This is a genomic window from Citrobacter sp. wls718, from assembly GCF_005280945.1.
Lineage (GTDB): Bacteria > Pseudomonadota > Gammaproteobacteria > Enterobacterales > Enterobacteriaceae > Citrobacter > Citrobacter gillenii.
In genome coordinates, this window is the sequence record NZ_SZWV01000014.1 from 1 (window position 1) to 21778 (window position 21778).

Consider the following 21778-nt stretch of genomic DNA (forward strand, 5'->3'; position numbering starts at 1 on the left):
GGAACTTGTTCGCACCTTCCTTAGTCCTTTGATGTATTTACTGTATTTCCACCAGGCAAAACCGAGGAAAATAACAATACCACCGACGTTATAGAAAATAATGGTGATAATGTTGCCGCCGGTTGGGAACGTTGAAGCGATAAATCCAATGGTGAACAGGGCAATCAGCATCGATACCACGATAATCCCGGTTTTTTGCGATCCCATGCGGAAGTCGCGCGGTAAGTGGTCCAGCTTGGCGCGCAGATTCAAATAGGCCAGCATAATAAACAGCGGAGGCAGCATGGATGCCGCAGCGGTCATGTTAATGATGGTATTCATTAAATCCTGCACGGTATTCGAACCGAGCGTGGGGATAATCATCAGCGGGATTACGATCAAAAACTGGATCCAGGCTGCGCGAGCCGGAACGCCGTTTTCATTCAGTTCGACGGTTTTCTTGCCAAAAATACCTTCCGGGATTTCGGAGAAGAAAATTTTAACCGGCGTTGCGGTCCACATCAGCAGTGACCCAAACATTGCGGTAAAGGACACCAGACCGACAAAGCGGTTAACCACCAACTCAGGTAAGCCGAAGTATGCGGCCAGACCGTGGAATACCTGCACCGAGCCACCGGTAAACTTCAGCTCTTTGCTGCTGACAAAAACGTTGATCAGTACTGAGGAGATTGAGTAAAGCACACCGATAAAAATCCCGGCGATAATAATCACTTTCACAAATGATTTTGAGCCACCCTTCACGTCGTTGACGTACACCGCCACGGACTCCGCGCCGCCTGCCGCCATAAAAATCCAGGTCGTAATACCGAGGAAGGCCCAGTTAACATTCGGGATCATGGCATCCACGGTGATGGGATCGGCAGGCTGTACGCCGCCAACCAACGCAGTCCCCGCCAGTAAAATATAAGACAGCGTCAACAGCAGCATCAGCGTGGAAGTGACGGAGGTAATCGGCCCGAGCATTTTTGCGCCGTTGGTCGAAACCCAGGTTGAGAAGGCAAACAGCACCATACTTAACACGGTGGTAGCGAACGGCGTCAAAATGTATTCGTAGCCTAAAAATGCATAGGAGGCATAGGCGATTACGCGCGGAAGTAACGAGGTAAAAAAGAACAGGTTAACGAACCAGTAGGTGTAGGCGGTAATAAATGCCCAGCGCCCGCCCAGTGAGCTTTTTACCCATGCGTAAACACCGGCTTCGGAGTTTTTGTTCAGTGAAACAAATTCGGCAATGATTAAGCAGAACGGAATAAAGTAGAAAATCGTGGCGAGGAAAAACATCGGTGCAGATGCCAGACCAAGCTCAATATTATTATTGATTACGTTGTTAAAACTATAAACGGCGGCAAAGGTCAGCGACAGTAAGCCGAACTTGCCGATGGTATTACGCTTGGTATCAGACATAGCACATCTCCGATTCCTGATTATTGTAGGGTACTGGCGGCACAACTTCTGTGCCGCCTGTCTTTTTATTTATTATGAAAATAACCATCTTCGATGGTGACTTTGAGTACGACTTTCTTCACCGCGCTATTACAGATAAAGCGGTAGGCTTCGTGGTTGTCGCAAATAACCAGCTGCCCTTCGTGTACTTCTACCGTTTTTCCGCATCCCTTCAGGTATTCGCGATCGGTTTCATCGCGATAGTATTCAACCACCTGTAAATCCTCTTTGGCGGCATACTCAATTTTTTGCTGCCCTTGCAGGTAGTAATGCACCTCAAAGTAACGGCGATGACCGGTAAACAGTGCATCGGTAGCGGAGTCGGTCTCCACGCGGTAAGTGAGCGAATCACCGATGGAATGGGCGACGCCGGGCTGAATGTTGTCGATATTTTCAATCGCCTCAACGCAGCGCTGCCACTTCCGACCTGAAGCGTAGAGTTGTCGGAACTGCTCTAAGTTATCGATGATCCTCATTTTGTATTCTCGCTGTGCAAATTCGTGGAAAAGAACTCCGTGCCAAAGGCGCGATTAGCAGTGGTCTGAACGGTGGCCTCGGTGCCGGAAATGGGCAGCAACGTAAAGCCGTAGTTGAACTCGCGGAACCAGACGCGCCAGGAGTCGAGCACCTCGCTTCCCCAGGAGTTGGAACCCAGGCCCAGTAGCTGATGGTCCAGATTCAGAGTGATGTCATCGCTGCGCTGGAGTTCATTGCAGTGCTGTGCGGCAAAGAGATTTTCGGGCGTATAGCGCCAGGCACTTAAATTGACAGGACGTTGTGGGACGACCAGCAGACCGTTGCCATGGCGGTTGGTCAGCGCTGCCCAGCGCACATCCTGGCGATTGCCGTTGTTTTGGGGGAATGGGTAGTTCTCGAACATCGCATCCACGGTCGAACGCCAGATATCGATAATGTTGGCCTGCTGGCTGTCGGCGTAATTCTCGCCCGGACCACGTCCGTAATACGCGACTTGCCCCAAATCACCGTTGATGCCCATGGTGAAGCCAATGCACGGAATAATGTGCGGATACTCGCCGTAAGGCTGACCGGAAAGCTCAACATTCAGCTGACCGTCGACCGTTACCCGCCAGCGGTAGGTGCAACGCATACCGAAATCAAATACCGGCGGGGCGATGATCGTCTGGCTGGTAATCACCACCGCATTGTCAGTGTGTTCGAGGGCAAAATCCCGCAGATGCTCCTGCATAATCTGTAAATGATTTGGCTGCCAGAGACCTTCGAACTCCTGTTTGTGGTTATCAATCGTCGGCTTGAAGAAATTAATCTTCGGCTCGCGGGTAATGAGCTCTTCGCCATTCACGTTCCAGCTGATCGGCTTCCCGTTCAGCTTTGAGAAGGTTATCGCGAAGTTATAGCCGCGAACGGTGCAGCGCAGGCGATCGTCTTCCAGCGTCAGGGCGCTGGCGTTTTGCTGACTAAACGGCACTGGCGTAGCGGTTCTGGCCTTCAGCGGGAACTGGTAAGTGGCAATATGGTGCCCGGCGTCGCTGTAGGACGTGCGGGAGTCTTTGCTGACGATGACATTGAGAAAGGCTTCCCTCTCATCCAGCGTCGGCAGCGTGCAGTGCAGCAGAGTGTCGCTGTTGGGGGCCACGTCGTGAAGTTTAATCCGCTGCGTGGAGAGCGTTTCTCCTTCGGCCCGCACTTCAATTTGCAGGGTGTAGTCGTCAAGCGTGGTGAACCACAGCTTATTTGCGACACGCAGTTCACCGCGCGTCAGGTCCTTCGCGTAGACCTTCACTGGGGCGATCACCTGCTTATACTCTTTCAGACCCGCTCCCGGTGTTTGATCGGGGTAAATCAGGCCGTCGAGGCAGAAGTTGTAGTTATTCGGGTAGTCGCCGTAGTCACCGCCAAATTTATACCAGACGTTGCCGTTATCATCTTTTGCCTGAATGCCATGGTCGCACCATTCCCAGACATAGTGTCCTTGAATGCAATCGTGCTGGTAAAAAACGTTTTGATATTCCGTCAGCCCGCCGGGGCCGTTACCCATGGCGTGGGCGTATTCGCAGATGATGCGTGGTTTCGGATGCGGATATTCACCAAACTCATTCATCAGCGGCACGCGGGTATACATGGTGGAAATAATGTCCACCACTTCGGCGTCGCGATCTTCTTCGTAATGCACCAGACGCGTGTTATCCAGCGCTTTCGCAGCGTGGTACATGGCACGAATATTACAGCCGTACCCGGATTCGTTGCCCAGTGACCAGATGACGATCGACGGATGGTTTTTCTGTGCGTGGATGTGGCGCACGATGCGCTCAACGTATACCGGTTCCCAGGTCGGATCGTCGGTGATGCGACTGATATCGCCGACGTTGGCGAAGCCGTGGGATTCGACGTCGGTCTCGGCCATCACAAACAGGCCGTAGATATCGCACAGCTCATAGAAGCGCGGATCGTTCGGGTAATGCGCGGTACGCACCGAGTTAATGTTGTGCTGCTTCATCAGCAGCAGATCTTTTTCGACCCGATCCATTCCGACCGCGCGGCCTTTCAGATGATCGTTATCGTGGCGGTTAACACCGTGCAGCATTACGTAGTGGTTGTTGATGTAAAACAGCCCGTCGCGGATCGTAATGTCGCGGAATCCGACGCGCTGCGGAACCACCTCAATAATATTGCCGCTGGCATCTTTTAACGTCATCACTAAATGATAAAGATACGGCGACTCAGCCGACCACTGCTGTGGCGCACTAACCTCGAAATCAAAGGCAGTACGGGTGAGCTTATCGAGAGTCAGATGACTGATAACACCGCTGTGCAGCACCCGCTCACCGTCAAATAAGGTGTATTCCAGCGAGGTCTGTGCCGGTGAGTCGGCAAGGTTTTCCAGCACAATGTCGCAGGAGAGAGTGGCATCGCGGTAGTTATCATCGAACTCGGTACGAAGGGTAAAATCCTGAATGTGGGTCGCCTGCTTGCCCACCAGATAGACGTCGCGGAAGATCCCTGCAGACCACCACATATCCTGGTCTTCAACGTAGGTAGAGTCTGCCCACTGCATCACGCGCACACACAGCAGGTTGTCACCGGTGTGCACCATTGCGCTGATATCAAATTCGGCCGTCAGACGACTGCCCTTGCTGAAGCCCACGTACTGGCCGTTGACGTACACTTCGAAGTAGGTTTCAACGCCGTCGAACTTAATCAGCGTTTGTTTTCCCTGCCAGCCTTCGCTGAGGGTAAACATCCGCTGATATGCACCGGTCGGGTTATCGGTGGGGACGTAGGGCACATCAAGCGGGAACGGGAAACCTTCGTCGGTATATTGCAGCTTGCCGTGTCCTTCCATCTGCCACATGCCGGGGACGGTGATGCTGCCCCAGTCGTGCATATACTGCGACGTAAAGGCTTCTGGCACCTGCAGCGGATGCTCAAAGAACTGAAAATTCCACTGACCGCTTAGCAGTTGAAAAAGGCTGCTGGTTTCACGGGCAAACGAGCGAGCCTGCGCTACCGAGTCATAAGAGAAAAAGTATGCGCGTGGCGCCAGTCGATTTTCGTGGGTGAGCTGAATGTTTTCCCAGCGATTCATAAGGCCTCCCGGTGGAGAGAAATCGGAACCATTCAAAGTGATGGTGAGTAAGTGGTATTGCAGGTGATTTTAGTAAAAGTTTTACTAAAATATAGCGGGTAAGATGATTTACTTTAACTTGATCACGAAAATAACCCGTGCAGAGAAAAACAAGGCATGACAAAGCATGCCCGGTATCAGAAGAAACCGGGCGCGAAAAAAGGGAGGTTAGCGGGTGGTGCCGCGCAGTTTCAGCTTGCTGGGCACGAAAACCAGCAGCGGCAGCGCGCGTCCGTCACGGGCTTTTTCAAACAGCAAGTTAACGCCCTGACTGCCCATCATTTCTGAATGGATGCGCACGGTGGACAGCGGAGGGAAGGTGAATCGTGCCGTCGGAATGTCATTGACGCTAATCAGCGAAATATCCTGTGGAATCGCCAGGCCACGTTCGTGAATTGCGCGCAGAACGCCAATGGCGATTGAGTCTGAGGCGACAAACAGGGCGCTGGGATAATCTTCTTTGGCCAGCATTTTTTTCGCCAACTCATAACCTGACGAGCTGGAGAATCCGCCACGATAGATATCGTGTTCCGAGACCACCTGCTGCAGGCGACCGTATTCGACAAACGCGGCCTCGCGGATATCCGCTTTGCCCGGCTCGTCTTCACCGCCGATGAAGCCAATGCGGGTCACGCCCTGGGCGATGAAAAAATCGATACTCTCTTTGCTGATGCGGGTCAGATCGATATCGACGGCATCATAGTCGCTGCCGGGTTCATGAAAGTCGATAAAGCAGATGTTGTCGGTCAGCGCGGTTGCTGCAGCGCGCTGGGCAGGAGATGGCTTACCAACGATGAGAATGCCGGTAATATTTTTATGGTCGGGCAACCCGCTGTGTTCATAGCAGTTGGTCAGTTCGATCCCCAGCTTTTCACATTGCGTTTCAATCCCGTGTCGTATAGCGAGATAGTAAGGATCGTTGATTTCCAAATCCTGCTGGTAGCTGTAGAGCGCCAGAATATGCTGGGGGCCGACCGTACTGGTCTGGTGTTTACGCGCGCTGCTGGTTTTGTACTCCAGCTTTTCCGCGATCTCCAGAATGCGACGCTTGGTTTCTTCTTTTACGTTTAGCGTCGGGTCATCATTTAACACCCGGGACACTGTCGCCAGGGATACACGAGCTTCGATTGCGATGTCTTTAAGTGTTGCCATGTTTACCTTTTCCCTGAGTTACCCCCGCATTGTAAATGAAGTGCTTATCTATTCACCTGTTTTCAGTAAAAAAAGTACCTCTAATTGACATATTCACGGTAAAACCCCGCTTTCAGAGTGTGATGGGCGCATCATTTTACGGCTTTTGAGAACAATGCCAGGACGGTTTTTTGCTAACATTTAGTAAAATTTTACCAAAGGAGAAAAGAATGGACACGATCGCATTTACGGATTTCGCCCGAATGGAAATTCGCGTGGGAACAATTACCCAGGTAAAGCGTCATGACAATGCCGATAAACTCTACATCGTTCAGGTTGATGTCGGCGAACGAACGCTGCAAACCGTGACCAGCCTGGTGCCTTACTACCGCGAAGATGAGCTGATGGGGAAAACGGTGGTGGTGCTGTGTAATCTGCAAAAAGCGAAAATGCGCGGCGAAACGTCAGAATGCATGCTGTTGTGTGCGGAAACGGACGATGGCAGTGAAAGCGTGCTGTTGACGCCAGAGCGCGTTATGCCCGCAGGCGTGCGGATTGTGTAAGCGTGTGATGCTGCCGGATGGCGGTTACGCCCTATCCGGCCTACATGTGATCCCGTAGGCCGGAAAAGTGCAGCGCCATCCGGCGTCTGTCACACTTGCTCCACGCTGACGCGTAATGCGGCCAGCGCTTTACGCGTTGAGCGTAATACCAACTCACATTGTTCGATGGTTAACGTGAGCGGCGGTTCGATGCGGATCGTCTTCGCGTTGTTCAGCGTTCCGGCAACCAACACCCTCTGGCGGAACATCTCGCTGGCAAAGTTGTAGCCGATCTCATTATCAACAAATTCGATCGCCATCAGCATGCCTTTACCGCGTACGTCCTGCACCAGATCCGGGTATTCCCGCGCCAGATGTCGGAAGCCATCCAGCAACATATCGCCTTTTTGTTCTGCCTGAGCCGGTAAATTCTGCTCCAGCAGGACATTGATGGTTGCGAGTGCCGCCGCACAGGAAAGCGGGTTGCCGCCAAAGGTGGTGGTGTGCAGGAATGGGTTATCGAACAGTACGGAGAACACCTCTTCGGTAGCGATGGTCGCACCGATAGGCATTACGCCGCCGCCTAGCGCTTTCGCCAGACACATAATGTCGGGCTGCACGTTTTCGTGCTCGCAGGCGAACATCTTGCCAGTACGACCCATGCCGGTTTGCACTTCATCAAGGATCATCAGCGCGCCAAACTCGTCGCACAGTTTGCGCACGGCGGTCAGGTATCCCTGCGGTGGCAGGATCACGCCACCTTCACCCTGAATCGGCTCGAGGATCACGGCAGCGACATCATCACCGGTCTTTTTACACTCGCTGAGCATGGTACGCATCGCGTCAATGTCACCAAACGGAACATGACGGAAGCCCGGCAGCAATGGCATAAACGGTTTACGGAACGTGGATTTGGCCGTCGCGGACAGTGCGCCCAGCGATTTACCGTGGAACGCGCCGCTGGTGGCAATAAACGTAAATTTGCCGCGTGGCGATTGATAGGCTTTCGCCAGCTTCAACGCCGCTTCAACCGACTCGGTTCCGCTGTTGCAAAAGAAGCTGTATTTCAGCTTGCCGGGCGCCAGTGCGGCGAGCGTTTTCGCCAACATGGCCCGCAAGGGGTCAAGTAATTCCTGGCTGTGCAGAGGTTGTTTAGCGAGTTGATTCTGTACGGCGGAGACCACTACTGGATTACGGTGCCCCACGTTGAAAATTCCAAAACCGCCCAGGCAGTCAACAAATTCCTGTCCCTGGGTGTCGACAAGCGTATTCAGGCTTCCCGCTTGCCACTCTACGGCTCCGTAATCCCCGCCGGCAGTTACAGATTTTCGATACTCTAAGAACCCCGGATTGACATGCTCTTTGAAGTATTCAATGACCTCTCGGTTAAGTGCTTTCATTTCCTCATGATCAAGCGTTCGCTTTTCGATGAGGTTCAGTGCGTGTGCGCTGCAGGCCAGGGCCGATGCGCTGGAAGGTAACCTGTTCAAAATATGCTCCCGGAGTTCGCGTATCACATGATACTGAATTAAGTATTGCAGGGATTACGCCATCCCGGCGCGCTTAACGAAAATCGGGATAAACACCAGGATACATTTCATTTGCGAAACATTTAATGCCAAAAGTTAAAATTTGGCGGTATTTTGCCCAGGTTGACTCTCTGAAAACAGGTGAGATACGCGATCTTCTGCGCCAAAAACAGGCAGAAGTTGCACTGTGACGGTGCGCAGAGTGAAGCCTGATTGAATAGTTACAGGATGAAAGTATTTTAAATCAATGAATTAGAAAACATACAAATTCTGAGGTTTAATCGCAAATTGCGATCTAAATCAAATTTAACAACTAAAGATAAAAAAATTATCGCCGAAATAACATATGCCGAAAAAGTTAACAACCAGATAACCTGCATAGGACGCAACCATGTCTTCTGATCCCTACGTTAGTCAGCAGCATACTCCGCTGGATGATGATATTACCCTCATGTCGACTACCGATTTACAAAGCTACATCACTCATGCGAATGACACGTTTGTCCAGGTTAGCGGCTATCAGCTGAGCGAGCTGCTCGGCAAGCCGCATAATCAGGTTCGTCACCCGGACATGCCCAAGGCGGCATTTGCTGATATGTGGTACACGCTGCAACAGGGGGAGCCATGGAGCGGCATTGTAAAAAATCGCTGTAAAAACGGCGATCACTACTGGGTGCGAGCCAATGCGGTGCCGATGGTACGTGAAGGGCGAATGACCGGGTATATGTCGATTCGAACCCGGGCGACGCAGGAGGAGATTGCGGCGGTCGAGCCGTTGTATCAGGCGCTAAATGAAGGACGTTGCAACAAACGCATCCATAAGGGACTCGTGGTGCGTAAAAGTTGGCTGGGAAAGCTGCCGGCGCTGCCGGTTCGCTGGCGGGTGCGCAGCGTGATGACACTGATGTTTGCCGTGCTGGCGGCAGCGTTGCAGCAAATGGGCGCGGCGTGGCCGCTGCTGCTGGTGAGTGCGCTGGTGATGCTGGCGGGTACGGCGATTTTCGAATGGCAAATTGTACGCCCGATAGAAAATGTCGCCCGCCAGGCGCTGAAAGTGGCGACCGGCGAGCGCAACAGCGTGACGCACCTGAACCGCAGCGATGAGTTGGGCCTGATGCTGCGGGCGGTGGGGCAACTGGGATTAATGTGCCGCTGGCTTATTCACGACGTTTCAAGCCAGGTTTCCTGCGTGCGTAACGACAGCGATACGCTGGCAAAAGGTAGCGATGATTTAAACAAGCACACCCAGCAAACGGTTGAAAACGTGCAGGAAACGGTGACGACGATGAACCAGATGGCGGCGTCGGTGAAGCAAAACTCGGCGACAGCATCTGCGGCTGACAAACTCTCGATTGCCGCCAGCAGTGCGGCAACGCAGGGAGGCGAGGCGATGGAGACGGTGATCAAAACGATGGACGATATCGCCAGCAGCACCCAGCGTATCGGCACCATCACCACGCTGATTAACGATATTGCTTTCCAGACCAATATCCTGGCATTGAATGCGGCGGTTGAAGCGGCGCGAGCGGGCGAGCAGGGGAAAGGGTTTGCCGTCGTGGCAGGGGAAGTACGCCATCTTGCCAGCCGGAGCGCCAGTGCGGCGAATGACATCCGCAAGCTGATTGATGCCAGTGCCGACAAGGTGCAGTCCGGATCCAGCCAGGTTCACGCCGCTGGCCGCACGATGGACGACATTGTGGCGCAGGTACAGAACGTCACCCAACTGATCGCACAAATCAGCCATTCGACGCTGGAACAGGCAGACGGGCTGACCAGCCTGACTCGTGCGGTGAATGAGTTGAGCAACATTACGCAGAAAAATGCCGAACTGGTTGAAGAGAGCGCGCAAATTTCAGTGCGGGTGAAACATCGCGCCGGGCGCCTGGAAGATGCGGTGACGGTGCTGCATTAAGCACCGCTATTCGGGCGGAACAACGGGGTCCGCCCGATGACCCGATTAATCCAGCTGAGCGATATCCAGCGCTGCGCGATCGATAATACCGATGATTTTTTTGATCTGCGCATCGCTGGTGTCACCGTGATTGACCCGCAGATCCAGCACGGCTTTAAAGTTTTCCAGCGCGCGTTTCATCTGCGGGTTTTTACGTAATTCAAAGCCAACGCAGCGTGCTTTAACGCGTTCATGAATAAGCGCCAGATGCTCGCGATTTTCCTCCAGCCACTGCTGGCCTTGCGCCGTGATCGTGATCTGTTTACGCCCACCTTCCTCTTCGCTGATGACAATCAGCTCTTGATCCTGCAAGAAATCCAGCGTCGGATAAATCACCCCTGGACTCGGCGTGTAGTGGCCCTGGGTCAGCGTTTCGATGGCTTTGATCAGCTCATAGCCGTGGCTGGCATCGCGGGTCAAAATATCCAGAATCACCAGGCGTAATTCGCCGTGACCAAAGAAACGCTGACGACGCCCGCCGCCACCGCGACCATGGCGATGCCCGCAGCCGTGCTCGTGGTGATGTCCTTCACTGTTGCAGCCTTCGTGGCGATGTTCTTCGCCTTTGCAGCAACCTTCGTGTGGGTGATCTGCATGTTTGCAGCAACCGTCATGGTGGTTTTGCATAGTAGTCTCCAGATGTTATTTCGATATATCTAATTTATATCTAAAAGTTATGATTTTGCAAGTGCGTGATAGGCTGGTGTTTTAATTGATTGATTTTTATGTCAATTATTATCAATGGTGAGAAGGGGATTTACGCCGTGGCGTGTATCAAAAAAATGCTTGCAATCTTTGTTATTAGCAATCATTATCATTTGAATATTAATTTAGATATATCGTATTATCCTCACGAAGGCGAAAAATGACAAAAAACACCTCACGCTACCCCCAGCGCGTTCGTAATGAACTGCGCTTCCGTGAACTTACCATCCTGCGCGTTGAGCGTATCAGCGCAGGTTTTCAGCGCATCGTGCTGGGCGGGGAGGCGTTGGACGGCTTCAGCTCACGCGGCTTTGATGACCACGCCAAAGTTTTCTTTCCTGAGCCAGGCAGCCATTTTGTGCCGCCGGTGGTTACCGATGAGGGCATCGTCTGGGCTGACGGTGTGCGCCCTGCGTCCCGGGATTACACGCCGCTATACGATGATGCGCGTCATGAACTGGCGCTGGATTTTTATATTCATGACGGTGGCGTGGCGAGTACGTGGGCGATGCATGCCCGTGCAGGGGATACACTGACGATTGGCGGACCGCGCGGCTCGCTGGTGGTACCGGAAGAGTATGCGTATCAGGTTTATGTGTGCGATGAATCGGGAATGCCTGCATTGCGCCGTCGCCTGGAAGCGCTCAGTCGTTTAGCGCGACGCCCGAACGTCACGGCGCTGGTGAGCGTGCAGGATGCGGCGTATCAGGACTACCTTGCCCATCTGGATGGGTTTGCTATCCAGTGGTTTGTCGGGCATGACGAACAGGCAGTGGATGACGCGCTGGCTCGGCTGACGGTGCCTGCAGACGATTATTTCATCTGGGTAACCGGCGAAGGGAAAGTGGTAAAAAATTTGAGCGCCCGCTTTGAAACCGAGGCGTTTGACCCGCAGCGGGTGCGTGCGGCAGCCTACTGGCATCAGCGGAAAGCGGCTGATTAATAATTTGACGGCGGAACGCCAAATGCCTGGCGGAACGCGTAGCTAAACGCCGCGGTGCTCGAATACCCCACGTCGAGCGCCACGGCGGTAACGCTTTTATTTTTCTTCAGCATTAACACCGATTCCAGAATACGCATCTTTTGCTTCCAGACGCTGAACGGTAACCCGGTTTCTTTTTTGAAATGACGCGAGAAAGTCCGGGCGGACATGCCAAGATGATTAGCCCAGTACTCCACCGAGTGTTCCCGTGCGGGAGATTCCTGTATTGTCCGGCACACTTTTGTTAATTCTGCATCCTGCGGCCAGGGTAATACAAAGGCGACTTCCGGTAATTGCAAAATAATATCGACCAGCACGCTCACCAGTTTTCCTTCTTTTGACTGGCTATCATAATGGCCTGAAATGACGTTGGTGGCGTAATGAATAAACTCTCTGGCGAAATCACTGATCGCCACCACTTTACACTCGTCGATGCGCTTCTCAAGAAAGCCTGGCTTAATATCCAGATTCTCTAAATACACGTCATCCAGCGCCCATACCGCATGCTCAATATTATTCGGGATCCAGATACCGTAATGTGCGGGAATTATCCAGCATTTACCGGCGACATCAATGCGCATACTGCCCTTACGGGCGAAATGAAACTGGGTAAATGCGTGTGAATGCGGTGGAACATGGTTATTCGCTTCAAGGACATAAGAACGAAAGTACACGTCCTGCGGCAGTTCCGCCATTGAATCATCCGGGAAGGAACTCCACTGTTTTTGCCTGAGGGTGTCCATAAAAAATACCTGATACTTCCGGTGATGTGGCTTCTGTTCGATAGATCTTGTCCGCAAATCATAATACATACACCCTGTTTTCCATAATAATCTTGCGTAAGAATTATTCGTCCACCTTTGGTAAATACCATGAATTCGCTGTGTTCTGATGCTGTCATCGTCAATGAAACAAATGATAACTGGACCCGAATGGGGAAAGACCTGCTCCAGCAGGCTGATATCCAGATTAATGGTTCGCGCGCCTGGGACATTCAACTTCACCATGCCGGTTTCTTTAAACGGGTGCTGCAACAAGGCTCGTTAGGGCTGGGTGAAAGCTATATGGAAGGCTGGTGGGATTGCGAGCGGCTCGATATTCTGTTCTGCAAAATCCTTAAAGCAAAACTCGACCAAAAAATGCCGGGCAATCTGAAAGATATTTTACGCATTGCCAGCGCGCGTTTGTTTAATCTGCAATCACGCAGCCGTGCCTGGATTGTCGGCAAAGAACACTACGATATAGGTAACGATCTTTTCGCCCTGATGCTTGATCCCCACATGCAATATTCCTGCGGCTACTGGAAAGACGCGACAACATTAGACGACGCGCAGAATGCCAAATTAAAAATGATTTGTGAGAAGCTGCAATTGCAACCGGGCATGCGTTTGCTGGATATCGGTTGCGGCTGGGGCGGGCTGGCTGAATATGCCGCACGCCATTATGGCGTAGCGGTAGACGGGGTTACCATCTCGAAAGAACAGCAGAAAATGGCGCAGCAGCGCTGTGACGGGCTGGATGTCACTATTCTGCTGCAGGATTATCGCGACCTCGATAAACGCTATGATCGTATTGTCTCCGTGGGGATGTTTGAACACGTGGGCCCGAAAAACTACGATACCTATTTCAGTATTGCCGACCGCTGCTTAAAACCCGATGGATTGTTCCTGCTGCATACCATTGGCAGCAATAAAAAAGGGATGAGTGTGGATCCGTGGATCAATAAATATATCTTCCCAAACGGCTGTTTACCGGCGATTTCCCACATTGCCGAGGCCAGCGAATCGCGGTTTGTGATGGAGGACTGGCATAACTTCGGCAGCGACTACGATAAAACGCTGATGGCCTGGCATGAACGGTTTAACCAGGCATGGCCGACGCTGTCGTCGCGTTATTCCGCGACCTTCAAAAGGATGTTTAATTACTATTTATGCGCGTGTGCTGGGGCATTCCGTGCCAGAGATATCGAGCTTTGGCAGGTGCTGTTTAGCCGGGGCGTAGAGGGCGGACTTCGCGTTTATCGTTAATGTTTTGCCGGATATCAGCGCAAGCGCCTTATCCGGCCTACAAAAGCGAGCAAACCGCAGGCCTGATAAGCGTAGCGCCATCAGGCATTGATAACCCGTAGAACGAAGAACTTAGCCCAACTCACTCTCTGCCAGCGCTTTAAACACCATTGCTACCGCGTGTGCGCCGGGGTCCATATTACCAAGCAGGCTCTCACTGCTGAGATACGACGCGCGCCCGGCGTTGGCTTTGCTCGACAGGCAGGTCCGTTCTGCGCCTGCCAGCGCAGCGTCATAGGCGGCTTGCAGGTTATGTGGTTGTGCCAGTAGCGATGTTAGCGCGGGCTGCAGCGCATCAATCATCGTACGATCGCCTTCATCTGCACCACCGTAGAACTTCATCTGGGCGAGCCCCGTATTTAGCGCATCGGCGACCCCGGCACCCTGCTCCAGCTTTTGTCCGGCAGCGGTGAAGAAAATTGACATCAATACGCCGCTGGAGCCCCCCATGACCACGGTCAGGCGCTCGCCAATCAGTGCAAACAACGTGGCAAGGTTAGCCAGCGGAAGCTGCTGGTGATGTAGCAGGTCGGCAATTTCACGCGCACCTGCGGCAAAGGTTGACCCGGTATCGCCGTCGCCGACTTTCGCATCCAGCGCATTGAGGTGCGCTTCAAGATTGGCGAGCGTTGCGGTGACTTGCTCAATAATCCCGGCAACCTGTTCGTTAGCCGAAGGCTGAAATTCCACGCGTGCACTGCGCTGAGATGACGGCACGGTCGTGATGTCACGTGGGGGCACGGGCGTTGACCAGTTACTGGTTTCCACTTCGGTCAACAGCGCTTTTTCGATGCTTTCTTCCAGCACCATGGCGGTCAGCGAGAAGCCTTTCATATCCAGCGCGGTGACCAGCGAGGCCGGGCCAATCAGCCAGTCGATACGTTCGTGCAGCGGGCTGTTGGCCAGTTCGCGGGTAATGATGGCCATTTCGGCAACGGAAACGCCGCCGAGGTTATTGATCATCACTGCCAGACGGCCGGTTTCCGGCAGGGCGGCCATCAGCGTCTCTACCATCAGATTAACCACCTGCGCGCTGTTTTGCGTGTCAATCACCGACGCACCCGGCTCGCCGTGAATGCCCATGCCCAGCTCTGCATGGCCCGGATGGTGACGCGGAGCCTCGTCGGTCTCCTGTGGCAAATGACAGCTGGAGAGTGCGACGCCCAGGCTAAAGGTGTTGTTCGCCGCATACTGTGCTTCACGCAGCACGGTAGCGATGTTGTAGCCACGTTCGGCGAAATAGCCGGCAACTTTGTGCACCAGGATGGTGCCAGCGATCCCGCGTGGGTGCTTGTTATCCGGTAGCGAAATGTCGTCGCCGACGATCAGCATTTCGACGTTATAACCGAGCCGACGCGCTTTCTCGGCGGCCAGACCAAAATTTAGGCGATCGCCGGTGTAGTTCTTCACGATCAGCAGGCAGCCTGCCTCACCGGTCACCGCCTGAATGGCGGTCAGTACCGCATCGACGCTCGGGGAGGCAAACACGTCACCGCAAACCGCGGCGGTTAACATGCCTTTACCGATAAATCCAACGTGGGCGGGTTCGTGACCTGAGCCACCGCCGGAGATCACCGCGACGTTCTCTTTGTTGAGATCGCGACGCACCACGATGCGGATGGCCGGATCGCTCTCCAGGCGTGCCAGGTTATTCCACGGACTGGCGATAATCGTACCGTCGATGACATCGTTAACGAGATGGGTACGCTGGTTAAAAAAGAATTGAGACATAACGGCTCCGGCAGGTTGAGTATTAAACAAACCCCCGAATGCATGGTCATGGTAGCGGAGGCGATGGAGAGATTCTGGCCGAGTCAGCGCGGAAAAAAACTCAAGTAAAATGAGTTTCATTTCGGAACGTAAAAACTGTTTTTTGTTCCTAAATGGAACGTAATGACGAATGGAAATGGCTAAATGCGAACCCACGCGGCTTTTTTCACCGGCCGTCAGGGCGGGCTGTTCGGGACAGAGCGCTTTTTTTTGCCGGTTATTCTGGCGTTAGATAACAAAAAGGCGAAACCGGGCCTCTTTGCGTGACAGAAATATGGGCTAAAGGAACGGATCGGGATCGCAAACCTTATCTTTTTTAGGGTTAATTGTTTCAATATGGAACGTATTTTCCTTTTATCCGTTTCATATCAGAACAAAAAGACGAATGATTTTTTTGTACTCGCCTCGCCATACAGTGATTGCATCGCTCCGGTAGCGCTTTGTTTTCGCCGTTAGCATCAGGCTAAACAGGTCAATGCCAGGGCTCATCATGTCAAAACATGTACTTATTTGAGGATGAAAGGAATGCTAAACGTTATTCAATCTCCAGCCAAATATCTCCAGGGCCCTGATGCATCTATCTTATTTGGTCAATATGCTAAAAATCTGGCGGACAGCTTTTTTGTGATTGCGGATGATTTCGTGATGAATCTGGCGGGAGAGAAAGTGCTCAATGGCCTGCATAATCACGATATTAGCTGCCATGCGGAACGCTTTAACGGCGAATGCAGCCATGTGGAAATTAATCGTTTGATTGCCATTCTGAAGCAACACGGTTGCCGTGGCGTGGTCGGGATCGGCGGCGGCAAAACGCTGGATACCGCCAAAGCGATTGGCTATTACCAGAAGCTGCCGGTGGTGGTGATCCCGACCATCGCCTCGACCGATGCGCCAACCAGCGCGCTGTCGGTCATTTATACCGAAGCCGGTGAGTTTGAAGAATATCTGATCTACCCGAAAAACCCGGATATGGTGGTGATGGATACCGCGATTATCGCCAAAGCACCGGTGCGTTTGTTGGTTGCCGGGATGGGCGATGCGCTCTCTACCTGGTTTGAAGCGAAGGCCTGTTATGACGCCCGCGCGACCAGCATGGCGGGTGGACAGTCCACCGTGGCAGCATTGAGCCTGGCGCGCCTGTGTTATGATACGTTGTTGGCAGAAGGCGAAAAAGCCCGCTGCGCGGCGCAGGCAGGCGTCGTAACTGATGCGCTGGAGCGCATTGTGGAAGCGAACACCTATCTTAGCGGTATTGGTTTTGAAAGCAGCGGCCTCGCGGGGGCGCATGCGATTCATAACGGCTTCACGATTCTGGAAGAGTGCCACCATTTGTACCATGGCGAAAAAGTCGCGTTTGGTACGCTGGCGCAGCTGGTGTTGCAGAACAGCCCGATGGAAGAGATCGAAACCGTGCTGGCGTTCTGTCAAAAAGTCGGCCTGCCGGTCACCCTGGCGCAAATGGGCGTGAAAGACGGCATTGACGACAAAATTCATGCTGTTGCCAAAGCCACCTGCGCAGAAGGTGAAACCATTCACAACATGCCGTTCCCGGTGACGCCTGAAAGCGTGCATGCCGCTATTCTGACGGCAGACCTGTTGGGACAGCAGTGGCTGGCGCGTTAATCAGACATCAGTAACGCTCTGCGCCGGCATTTTCTCCCCTCTGACCGTCTCTGTCGGAGGGGGTGTCCAGGGTAAAACAGCGGAAAGGAATATGACGGCGCACACTCAGAACATTGGAAAGGACGTCTCTTCGGTTATTGCCCAGTCATGGCACCGTTGCAGTAAGTTTATGCAGCGGGAAACCTGGCAGGCGCCGCATCAGGCGCAAGGGCTGACGTTTGCCTCGATTTGCCGCCGCAAGACTGCGCTGGTGACGATTGCTCAGGCCGCACTGGAAGACGCCTGGGAGTTTATGGATGGTCGTCCCTGTGCGCTGTTTATCCTCGATGAGTCCGCCTGTATTCTCAGCCGCTGCGGCGATCCACAGACGGTGGAACAGCTGGCGGAGCTGGGTTTTCTCGACGGCAGCTACTGTGCGGAGAGTATTATTGGTAGCTGTGCGCTGTCGCTGGCGACTATGCCGGGGCAGCCAACAAAAACTTCAGGCGATCAGCACTTTAAAAAAGCGCTACATCCGTGGTCGTTCTGCTCAACGCCGGTATTTGATAACCACGGGCGACTGTTTGGCTCCATCTCGCTGTGCTGCCTGGTGGAACATGAGTCCGTTTCCGATCTCTCCCTGACGCTGGCGATTGCCAGAGAGGTAGGCAATTCGTTGCTGACCGACAGCCTGTTGGCTGAATCTAATCGCCATCTGAATCAGATGTACGGGCTGCTGGAGAGCATGGATGATGGCGTGATGGCATGGAACGAACAGGGTGTGCTGCAGTTCCTCAATGCGCGTGCCGCCATGCTGTTACATCTGGATGTGCAGGCCAGTCAGGGGAAAAATCTTCATGACCTGGTGAATATGCCGATGCTGTTGCGCCGGGCAATCAAACATGCTCGTGGCCTCAATCACGTCGAAGTCACCTTTGAGAGCCAGCACCAGTTTGTTGATGCGGTGATCACTTTAAAGCCGATTGTGGAAGAGCAGGGCAACAGCTTTATTCTGCTGCTGCATCCGGTCGAGCAAATGCGCCAGCTGATGACCAGTCAGTTGGGCAAAGTAAGCCATACTTTTGAGCAGATGTCGGCGGACGATCCGGAAACCCGACGGCTGATCCATTTTGGCCGCCAGGCGGCGAGGGGAAGTTTTCCGATCCTGTTGTGCGGCGAAGAGGGCGTTGGTAAAGAGCTGCTCGGTCAGGCGATCCACAATGAAAGTGAACGGGCCAGCGGCCCGTATATCGCCGTAAACTGTCAGCTGTATGCCAACAGCGTGCTGGGACAGGATTTTATGGGCAGTGCGCCAACCGATGATGAAAACGGCCGACTGAGCCGCCTTGAACTGGCGAACGGCGGTACGCTGTTTCTGGAAAAAATCGAATATTTGGCACCGGAGTTACAGTCTGCATTATTGCAGGTGATCAAGCAGGGGGTGCTGACCCGTCTCGACGCTCGACGCCTGATCCCGGTGGATGTGAAAGTGATCGCCACCACCACGGTCGATCTTGCCAATCTGGTGGAACAAAACCGCTTTAGTCGTCAGCTGTATTACGCGCTGCACTCGTTTGAAATCATTATTCCGCCGCTGCGCGCGCGGCGCAACAGCATTCCGGCGCTGATTTATACTCGCCTGAACAGCCTGAAAAAACGCTTTTCATCCAGCCTGAAGGTGGATGATGACGCGCTGGCGCAACTGGTGGCCTATTCGTGGCCGGGTAATGATTTCGAGCTGAACAGCATTATCGAGAACATCGCCATCAGCAGCGAGAATGGCCATATTCGCCTGAGCAACCTGCCAGATTATCTGTTTGCCGAACGACCGGGTATGGATACGACATCTTCGCTGCTGCCTGCCAGCCTGACGTTTACCGCCATCGAAAAAGAGGCGATTATCCACGCCGCCCGCGTCACCAGCGGGCGCGTGCAGGAGATGTCGCAGCTGCTGAACATTGGGCGCACCACGCTGTGGCGCAAGATGAAGCAATACGACATCGACGCCAGCCAGTTTAAGCGCAAACATCTGGAGTAGTTTCTTCGATTCTGGCCATCGAAAAGAGCGCGTCGGACAAGCGATTGATGTACCGCTTTAGTTCGTCGCGCACGGCGAGCGTTCTGTCCATCGCCGTGAGAATACGCTCCAGCCGACGTACCAGCGTGCGCGCTACGTGTAGTTGTGCAGAAGCGAGGTTTATCCCCGGAATGACAAACTCTTTCAGCGGGCCGCTGTGCGCCATATTGCGGTCGATCAGCCGCTCCAGTCTCTGAATATCTTCATCGCTAATCGTCTGCTTCAGGCGAATGATCCCTTTATCGTCGCTGGCGAGTTCCGCACCCAGCACAAACAGCGTCTTCTGGACGGTATGCAAATCCTCGCGTAGCTCGGTCTGGTGGGTTGTGGCATAGCACACGCCCAGTTGGGAAATCAGTTCATCTACCGTGCCATAGGCGTTAACGCGGATGTCGTCTTTGTCGATGCGGCTGCCGCCAAACAGCGCGGTGTTGCCTTTATCGCCGGTTCGGGTATAGATGCGATACATTTATGTTATCTCACTGAAGGGAAGCACGTTGACCAGTTGGCCTGCGTTGGCGCCGAGCGTGCGGATCTGCTCGATCCCGGCGGCGATATGCCCGCAGATCAGCGCCCGATCCTCGGGCAACTGGGCATGCGTTAAGGCAATCTCGCCGCTCACGCTGAGACCGAGACCTACGCGCAGCGCCGAGCTTTTTGCTGCCCGTCTGCTGAGCGCCAGCGCGCTGGTGCTGTCGTTGCAGCTGATGGCCCGGCACGGGACGCCTTGCTCTTCCAGCCCCCAGCATAGTTCATCAAGCACGCGGGAATCCTGCCAGCATGGGTGATAAAACAGGTTTACGCTCGGTGATGAAAGTGGCATCGCGTCCCCTTTGTTGTCAGAAAGCCTGATGGAAGAGCGCGGCAATTTCTTTCTCGTTACCTTTACGTGGGTTCGAGAACGCGTTGCCGTCCTTCAGGGCCATCTCTGCCATATACGGGAAATCGGCCTCTTTTACGCCCAGTTCGCGCAGATGCTGTGGAATGCCGATATCAGCAGACAGGCGGGCAATAGCGTGAATCGCCAACTCGGCGGCGTCCATGGTAGACAGGCCGTCGGTGTTCTCGCCCATAAACTCGGCGATATCGGCAAATTTTTCCGGATTAGCGATCAGGTTATAACGTGCCACGTGCGGTAGCAGTACGGCATTCGCCACGCCGTGCGGCATGTCATACAGGCCGCCAAGCTGGTGCGCCATGGCGTGTACGTAGCCGAGGTTGGCGTTGTTAAAGGCCATCCCCGCCAGCAGTGAAGCGTAGGCCATGTTCTCGCGAGCTTTCAGGTTGCTGCCCAGCGCTACGGCCTGGCGTAAGTTACGGGCGATCAGGCGGATTGCCTGAATAGCGGCGGCATCGGTGACCGGGTTTGCATCTTTGGAAATGTAGGCTTCCACGGCGTGGGTCAAGGCATCCATCCCGGTGGCCGCGGTCAGAGGCGCAGGTTTGCCAAGCATCAGCAGCGGATCGTTAATCGATACTGACGGCAGGTTGCGCCAGCTGACAATGACAAATTTCACTTTTGTTTTGGTGTTGGTCAGTACGCAGTGACGGGTCACTTCACTGGCTGTACCGGCGGTGGTGTTGACCGCAATGATAGGCGGTAGCGGGTGGGTCAGGGTTTCAATTCCGGCATAGCTGTAGAGATCGCCTTCGTGAGTGGCCGCGATACCAATACCTTTACCGCAGTCATGTGGGCTACCGCCGCCGACGGTGACAATAATATCGCATTGCTCCTGACGAAACACCGCCAGGCCATCGCGTACGTTGGTGTCTTTGGGGTTTGGCTCGACGCCGTCAAAGATTGCTACTTCAATACCGGCTTCACGCAAATGCGCGAGCGTTTTATCTACCGCACCGTCTTTAATTGCCCGCAGGCCTTTATCGGTCACCAGCAGGGCTTTTTTCCCACCCAGTAGTTTGCAGCGTTCACCCACTACGGAAACAGCATTGGGGCCAAAAAAGTTCACATTTGGCACCAGATAATCAAACATACGATAGCTCATAATATACCTTCTTACGTTTATTTTATAATTCAGAGAAGCAATATAGTGCGGTTTCAGCTAATAGCTGGTCCTGTTCGACGGTGCCACCACTCACGCCGACGGCGCCAATTATTTTTCTATTTAATATAACTGGAAGCCCTCCGCCGAAAATAATAATGCGCTGTTGGTTGGTGAGCTGCAGGCCATAAAGCGATGCACCGGGTTGCACCGCATCGGTAATTTCGTGAGTACCCTGTCGCAGGCAGCAGGCGGTCCAGGCCTTATTGAGTGAAATATCGCAGCTGGTGACAAACGCCTCATCCATACGCTGGATCAGCAGCGTGTTTCCGCCGTAGTCAACAACGGAAAAGACGACAGATCGGAAGAGCACACG

Annotated in this window: 17 protein-coding genes and 1 pseudogene; 6 read left to right on the forward strand and 12 right to left on the reverse strand. The window is 53.5% G+C overall.

The features are described from left to right. The 4 genes from FDW95_RS02345 to ebgR all read right to left on the reverse strand — a co-directional run. The coding region (locus FDW95_RS02345; protein WP_115257436.1) for an amino acid permease at positions 1–1404 on the reverse strand (1404 nt) is incomplete at its 3' end. A gap of 65 nt (positions 1405–1469) precedes the next feature. Next, positions 1470–1919 (reverse strand): beta-galactosidase subunit beta, encoded by a 450-nt coding sequence (locus tag FDW95_RS02350; RefSeq protein WP_115257437.1) that lies wholly within the window; start codon positions 1917–1919, stop codon positions 1470–1472. Further along, on the reverse strand, positions 1916–5008 hold the full coding sequence (gene ebgA / locus FDW95_RS02355; protein WP_115257438.1) for a beta-galactosidase subunit alpha: 3093 nt from the start codon (positions 5006–5008) through the stop codon (positions 1916–1918). The genes FDW95_RS02350 and ebgA overlap by 4 nt, the downstream gene beginning before the upstream one ends. Before the next feature lie 207 nt (positions 5009–5215). After that, positions 5216–6199: a transcriptional regulator EbgR gene (ebgR, locus tag FDW95_RS02360; RefSeq protein WP_096755596.1), complete on the reverse strand. Its 984-nt coding sequence runs from the start codon at positions 6197–6199 to the stop codon at positions 5216–5218. 209 nt (positions 6200–6408) lie between these two features. Here ebgR and FDW95_RS02365 point away from each other — a divergent pair, with 209 nt between their 5' ends. Next, a complete protein-coding gene (locus FDW95_RS02365) occupies positions 6409–6741 on the forward strand; it encodes a tRNA-binding protein (RefSeq protein ID WP_115257439.1) in 333 nt (110 codons plus the stop codon). A gap of 89 nt (positions 6742–6830) precedes the next feature. Here the strand turns inward: FDW95_RS02365 and ygjG are convergent, their stop codons facing one another. Continuing rightward, positions 6831–8210, reverse strand: a complete 1380-nt coding sequence (gene ygjG / locus FDW95_RS02370; protein WP_168246938.1) for a putrescine aminotransferase — start codon at positions 8208–8210, stop codon at positions 6831–6833. Positions 8211–8640: 430 nt separating this feature from the next. Here ygjG and FDW95_RS02375 point away from each other — a divergent pair, with 430 nt between their 5' ends. Then, positions 8641–10161: a PAS domain-containing methyl-accepting chemotaxis protein gene (locus tag FDW95_RS02375; RefSeq protein WP_096755599.1), complete on the forward strand. Its 1521-nt coding sequence runs from the start codon at positions 8641–8643 to the stop codon at positions 10159–10161. Positions 10162–10206: 45 nt separating this feature from the next. Here the strand turns inward: FDW95_RS02375 and FDW95_RS02380 are convergent, their stop codons facing one another. Further along, a complete protein-coding gene (locus FDW95_RS02380; RefSeq protein WP_115257441.1) occupies positions 10207–10827 on the reverse strand; it encodes a PadR family transcriptional regulator in 621 nt (206 codons plus the stop codon). 238 nt (positions 10828–11065) lie between these two features. Between FDW95_RS02380 and FDW95_RS02385 the strand changes: the two genes are divergently transcribed. After that, entirely contained in the window at positions 11066–11848 is a 783-nt protein-coding gene (locus FDW95_RS02385) for a siderophore-interacting protein (RefSeq protein ID WP_115257442.1), read from the forward strand. On the opposite strand, the pseudogene FDW95_RS02390 reads toward FDW95_RS02385, so the two are convergent. Continuing rightward, positions 11845–12692, reverse strand: a pseudogene (locus tag FDW95_RS02390) (helix-turn-helix transcriptional regulator). The gene FDW95_RS02385 and the pseudogene FDW95_RS02390 overlap by 4 nt on opposite strands. 67 nt (positions 12693–12759) lie before the next feature. Here FDW95_RS02390 and cfa point away from each other — a divergent pair. Next, entirely contained in the window at positions 12760–13914 is a 1155-nt protein-coding gene (gene cfa / locus FDW95_RS02395; protein ID WP_115257443.1) for a cyclopropane fatty acyl phospholipid synthase, read from the forward strand. Positions 13915–14025: 111 nt separating this feature from the next. On the opposite strand, the gene FDW95_RS02400 is transcribed toward cfa, so the two are convergent. Further along, on the reverse strand, positions 14026–15684 hold the full coding sequence (locus FDW95_RS02400) for a glycerone kinase (protein ID WP_137363400.1): 1659 nt from the start codon (positions 15682–15684) through the stop codon (positions 14026–14028). Between the two features lie 564 nt (positions 15685–16248). Here FDW95_RS02400 and FDW95_RS02405 point away from each other — a divergent pair. Beyond that, positions 16249–17346: a glycerol dehydrogenase gene (locus FDW95_RS02405; protein ID WP_115257445.1), complete on the forward strand. Its 1098-nt coding sequence runs from the start codon at positions 16249–16251 to the stop codon at positions 17344–17346. A 91-nt stretch (positions 17347–17437) separates the two neighbouring features. Then, positions 17438–19363, forward strand: coding sequence for a dihydroxyacetone kinase operon transcriptional regulator DhaR (gene dhaR / locus FDW95_RS02410; protein WP_115257446.1), 1926 nt, complete (start codon positions 17438–17440; stop codon positions 19361–19363). On the opposite strand, the gene FDW95_RS02415 is transcribed toward dhaR, so the two are convergent. Genes FDW95_RS02415 through FDW95_RS02430 form a run of 4 tightly spaced genes read right to left on the reverse strand, consistent with a single transcriptional unit; the run spans position 19341 to position 21775 of the window. Continuing rightward, positions 19341–19871, reverse strand: a complete 531-nt coding sequence (locus tag FDW95_RS02415) for a cob(I)yrinic acid a,c-diamide adenosyltransferase (protein WP_115257447.1) — start codon at positions 19869–19871, stop codon at positions 19341–19343. The two genes, dhaR and FDW95_RS02415, sit on opposite strands and share 23 nt — an antisense overlap. Beyond that, positions 19872–20225: a glycerol dehydratase reactivase beta/small subunit family protein gene (locus FDW95_RS02420; RefSeq protein ID WP_115257448.1), complete on the reverse strand. Its 354-nt coding sequence runs from the start codon at positions 20223–20225 to the stop codon at positions 19872–19874. Between the two features lie 16 nt (positions 20226–20241). After that, positions 20242–21405 (reverse strand): 1,3-propanediol dehydrogenase, encoded by a 1164-nt coding sequence (gene dhaT / locus FDW95_RS02425; RefSeq protein WP_096755608.1) that lies wholly within the window; start codon positions 21403–21405, stop codon positions 20242–20244. Between the two features lie 22 nt (positions 21406–21427). Continuing rightward, positions 21428–21775, reverse strand: a complete 348-nt coding sequence (locus FDW95_RS02430; protein ID WP_137363401.1) for a heme-binding protein — start codon at positions 21773–21775, stop codon at positions 21428–21430. Positions 21776–21778 lie beyond the last annotated feature (3 nt).

Coding starts and splice junctions, on each gene's coding strand:
- FDW95_RS02380 (WP_115257441.1), bottom strand. CDS start 10,827: ATGCAAAACCACCATGACGGTTGCTGCAAACATGCAGATCACCCACAC.
- dhaT (WP_096755608.1), bottom strand. CDS start 21,405: ATGAGCTATCGTATGTTTGATTATCTGGTGCCAAATGTGAACTTTTTT.
- cfa (WP_115257443.1), top strand. CDS start 12,760: ATGAATTCGCTGTGTTCTGATGCTGTCATCGTCAATGAAACAAATGAT.
- ebgA (WP_115257438.1), bottom strand. CDS start 5,008: ATGAATCGCTGGGAAAACATTCAGCTCACCCACGAAAATCGACTGGCG.
- ebgR (WP_096755596.1), bottom strand. CDS start 6,199: ATGGCAACACTTAAAGACATCGCAATCGAAGCTCGTGTATCCCTGGCG.
- FDW95_RS02400 (WP_137363400.1), bottom strand. CDS start 15,684: ATGTCTCAATTCTTTTTTAACCAGCGTACCCATCTCGTTAACGATGTC.
- FDW95_RS02415 (WP_115257447.1), bottom strand. CDS start 19,871: ATGTATCGCATCTATACCCGAACCGGCGATAAAGGCAACACCGCGCTG.
- FDW95_RS02375 (WP_096755599.1), top strand. CDS start 8,641: ATGTCTTCTGATCCCTACGTTAGTCAGCAGCATACTCCGCTGGATGAT.
- FDW95_RS02385 (WP_115257442.1), top strand. CDS start 11,066: ATGACAAAAAACACCTCACGCTACCCCCAGCGCGTTCGTAATGAACTG.
- FDW95_RS02420 (WP_115257448.1), bottom strand. CDS start 20,225: ATGCCACTTTCATCACCGAGCGTAAACCTGTTTTATCACCCATGCTGG.
- FDW95_RS02350 (WP_115257437.1), bottom strand. CDS start 1,919: ATGAGGATCATCGATAACTTAGAGCAGTTCCGACAACTCTACGCTTCA.
- FDW95_RS02405 (WP_115257445.1), top strand. CDS start 16,249: ATGCTAAACGTTATTCAATCTCCAGCCAAATATCTCCAGGGCCCTGAT.
- FDW95_RS02365 (WP_115257439.1), top strand. CDS start 6,409: ATGGACACGATCGCATTTACGGATTTCGCCCGAATGGAAATTCGCGTG.
- dhaR (WP_115257446.1), top strand. CDS start 17,438: ATGACGGCGCACACTCAGAACATTGGAAAGGACGTCTCTTCGGTTATT.